Below are 3998 nucleotides of genomic sequence, written 5' to 3' on the forward strand. Positions count from 1 at the left end.
TATAATACAAACTGTGGAGGAATACATCCACTACTATAATAATGAACGGATTCAGAGAAAATTAGATAATATGTCACCTATAGCTTATAGGAAACATGTTGTCTAGGTGTTTTTTCTTTGTCTCACCAAATGGGGTCAGACCATTAATGAAATAGAAGAGGAGGGCGTTTTTTTTTATGAATTTTATGTGAAACAAATAAATATTCAATAGAATATCACGACTTTATACTGGTCTTTCTGCTATAATGTATAGCGTTTTATAATATTATTTGAATTTAAGGAGAAAAATTCATGAAGCAACATGAGAAACGCTCAATTGCATTTATACTTACAATTGTGTTACTGTTAACTGCTTGCAGTAGTAAAGCTATAAAAACAAATGAAGCAGTGAAAAAACAAGTATTAAACGTAACGGTATCAGAAGAAATTCCTTCCCTTGACACAGTGAAAACAATGGATGGTACATCATCACATGTGATGCAAAATATATTTGAAGGATTATATGTTCTAGATCATCAAGATAAACCTATTTCAGGTGTGGCAAAGTCATTTGAGAGAAGTGAAGATGGAAAAAGATATATATTCCATTTACGTAAAGATGCAAAATGGTCAAATGGAGAAGCTGTAACGGCACATGATTTTGTCTACGCCTGGAAACGTACTTTAAATCCGGAAACTGCCTCGCAGTATGCATATATGCTCTTTTATTTAAAGAATGCAAAGGGAATAAATGAAGGGAATATTCCTATTGAACAAATAGGGGCAAACGCAAAAGATGATTATACATTAGAGGTACAATTAGAACAGCCGGTTCCTTATTTTTTACATTTATTAGCATTGCCTATTTATTTACCACAGAACGAAGCCTTTGTTACAAAGCAAGGAAAAAATTATGGGCTAGAACCTAAATATGCTATATATAATGGACCATTTGCATTAGAAACATGGAAGCACGAACAAGAATTTCAATTGAAGAAAAACAATACATATTGGGATAAAGGGAAAGTAAAGCTAGATGAAATAAATTTTCATATTGTAAAAGATACGATGACAGCTGTTAATTTGTATGAATCTGGAAGTCTTGACCGAGTGCCGATAAATTCTACGTTTGTAGATCGATATAAAGATAATAAAGAATTACATATGGCAAACGAGCCTGCAGTAGCCATGCTTCGTTTTAATGAAAGAAATTCTTTTCTAGAAAATAAAAAAATTCGGAAATCTATTTCTTTAGCACTAAATAAAGAGGAATTTGTAAATCATTTCATGAACAATGGTGCAATGCCTGCACAAGGTCTTATACCAATAGGATACAAGAATGAAACAGATGGAAAAGATTTTCGGAAGGAAAATGGAGATATTGCTGTACAGGATTTACAAAAGGCAAAAAAACTTTGGGAAGATGCAAAAAAAGAACTAAGTACAGAAAGTGTCACACTTGAATTTTTAACATTTGAACAAGACAATGCAAAGCGTATAGCGGAATATATAAAAGGAGAACTCGAAAAGAATTTAGCAGGTATAACAGTGCGGATTAAACAGCAACCATTTAAACAAAAATTGCAAATTGAACAAACAGGACAATATGATATTTCTATGGTAGTATGGGGTCCAGATTATAAAGATCCGATAAGTTACTTAGAATTATTTACAACTGATAACCCAAACAATAAGATGAACTACTCAAATTCTAATTATGATGATCTTATACAGAAAGCAAAAGATGATATGGTACTAGACCAACAGAAAAGATGGGAAGTTTTACAACAAGCAGAGCGTCTATTGTTAGAAGATGCTGCGGTTGCCCCTCTTTATCATACTGGTTCGGCATATATACAAAAAGAGTATGTAAAAGGCATTGAAAAGCATCAATTTGGTGGGGTATATACGTATAAAAATGCTTATTTAAGTGAGAGATAGATGAGATAAAAAGCTAGGGCGTATGTGTCTTAGCTTTTTTGCTATTAGTTTAGAGATAATACAAGTTATGGAGAATAAATGGTGTATTTCAAAGTTCTAATCCTATAGCTATGTTAATATAAAGTGGTGGAGTATATTTCAAATAAACATTAAAGAGGATGAACTATGAATCAACAATCTATATTAATCGTAGATGACGATAGAGATATTGTTCAATTAATTAACGTACATTTGAAACAAGAAGGGTTTAAAGTTTTAAGAACTTATAACGGAATAGAGGCATTAGAGGTATTAGATACGAATGACATTCAGCTATGTTAGAAATAACATAGCTAACATTTGGGGTGCAGTCAAAAAGCCGAGAAATGATCTCAGCTTTTAGGTTCATCAATTAATCTAATCATGTTGTATACTTTCCTATCTGCAGGATTCTTTGTGTCCGTATCGAAGAAATATCCCACTAAGTAAACTAAAAAATATGAAAACAAACCGATACCTTCGCTCCCTTTATCTACATACCATTCCCATTTACCATTAAATTTTTTAATCTTAGCTCGCATTGATGTCGATCCAGATGCATCTAACATAATATTTTCATTTTCCTTAAAACCTAACTTTTCAACATGTAGCTTTAGCCTTTCAACTGTTACAAAAGATTGTGTAATGATTAAATAAGCATAGACAGTACCGTTTTCTTCTTTATATGCTAGTATGGTTCTTCTGAGAGGAGTTTGAGAATAATCTTTTTTGCTCCCTCTAAAATGGTTTATGTCATATCCTTTCCCACCAATTGCATTTATGACCTCTTGATGCGGTGCAAATTGTTTGAACACATCGTCCAAGCTCGCAGCTGGGATAATTGTTGCTTTAGTCCGCTTTTCATTTTTATCGTAATAAGTAACGAAAGTTGATCGAGAAGCGATAGTGTTCGGAAATCTTTCAGGGTTGCTCGTACTGTTAAAATTACTTACCTCAGTTGATCCATCTGTTACCATAGCAGGATTGTAATAAGAAATTGATCTAGGTTCCACTGTCCCATTACTCTGATCATTGAATCCGCCATTTATACCGATATAGTTCGTTGCACTTACAGGTTTCTTAATAACTTCAGTGCGAATATTGTCGATAGGAGTTTTAATTATAGAAAACACAACTTCCTCTTTTCCAATTTTTGTGGTTCTAATCGCTTCAAAATCATATAATAGGTTTTTAGTAAACCTTTTTGGAGCTTCCCATCTACCGTTAGCTTTTTTGTCGAGCATTTTAAAACTTTTTAAAATATCTGTTATTTGCTTGGTCATCGTTGCAATCATCCTGCGTTCGCCTTCAGTTGCTTCCGGAAACATCTCTTCATAACGGTCGTAATGTTGAAGTGCATAATCCACACTCACTGAGTAGGCTTTCCCATTATTAGTTCCAATAAGAAAATCTTCCCCACCCTCTTTTTCTAGATTTTCATCGCCCACATGAATCGTAAAAAGAAAGATATTATTATATCTTTCATCGTCATAGGTTCTATGAAGCTTAACCCTAAAGGCTACATTGGTTTTATCCCTTACTTCAACATTGTATTTATCTCTCCAAGACTCTGGAAGTGTCAGTGAAAATCCTAAATCATTATTCTCATACTTTATTCCAGGCTCTTGCATCGATTTTTCAGAGGATTGTATAACTGCATGAACTGTAGAAAGAGGAACAACACAAGAAGTAATCATTACAAGGATTAATAATAAATAGTTAAATTTTCTTTTTAACATTTTACATTCCCTCCATAGACAAAGTCTTGAAGCTCAGACTTTCAATGTTATAACATTCATTTTATTCTGCATCAATTCCTCGTATTTCCTTATTTTTTGGTGTTGCTTTAAAATAATGTTTAATCAAAAACACCTCACAAACCCATATTTTACGGTAAATGAGAAGAATCCATTTTGAAAAAAGATGATATGCTCCCCCTTAAGTAGACAGATAAAAAATAAAAATCTGTTTATCTAAGAGGGCGTTTTTATGTCACGAATAAAATATTCTAAAGCTGAAAAATTAGCTATTTTAGCTCTTTATAAAGATGGTCAGCATTC

General features: G+C 32.8%; 3 protein-coding genes and 1 pseudogene. 3 read left to right on the forward strand and 1 reads right to left on the reverse strand.

The features are described 5' to 3' along the window. Positions 1 to 13 precede the first annotated feature (13 nt). The 3 genes and pseudogenes from KFD70_RS28845 to KFD70_RS28855 all read left to right on the forward strand — a co-directional run. On the forward strand, positions 14 to 106 hold the full coding sequence (locus KFD70_RS28845; RefSeq protein ID WP_431613448.1) for an IS3 family transposase: 93 nt from the start codon (positions 14 to 16) through the stop codon (positions 104 to 106). 185 nt (positions 107 to 291) lie between these two features. Beyond that, positions 292 to 1920, forward strand: a complete 1629-nt coding sequence (locus KFD70_RS28850; RefSeq protein WP_336454638.1) for a peptide ABC transporter substrate-binding protein — start codon at positions 292 to 294, stop codon at positions 1918 to 1920. Positions 1921 to 2085: 165 nt separating this feature from the next. Beyond that, positions 2086 to 2235 (forward strand): annotated as a pseudogene (locus KFD70_RS28855) (response regulator); the annotation flags it as partial. Between the two features lie 56 nt (positions 2236 to 2291). On the opposite strand, the gene KFD70_RS28860 reads toward KFD70_RS28855, so the two are convergent. Further along, entirely contained in the window at positions 2292 to 3677 is a 1386-nt protein-coding gene (locus KFD70_RS28860; protein ID WP_336454637.1) for a hypothetical protein, read from the reverse strand. Positions 3678 to 3998 lie beyond the last annotated feature (321 nt).

It is taken from the genome of Bacillus pfraonensis (genome assembly GCF_050768835.1).
Lineage (GTDB): Bacteria > Bacillota > Bacilli > Bacillales > Bacillaceae_G > Bacillus_A > Bacillus_A pfraonensis.

Bases quoted from the DNA above. Each gene is read 5' to 3' on its own strand.
- KFD70_RS28850 (WP_336454638.1), top strand. From the start codon at position 292: ATGAAGCAACATGAGAAACGCTCAATTGCATTTATACTTACAATTGTG.
- KFD70_RS28860 (WP_336454637.1), bottom strand. From the start codon at position 3,677: ATGTTAAAAAGAAAATTTAACTATTTATTATTAATCCTTGTAATGATT.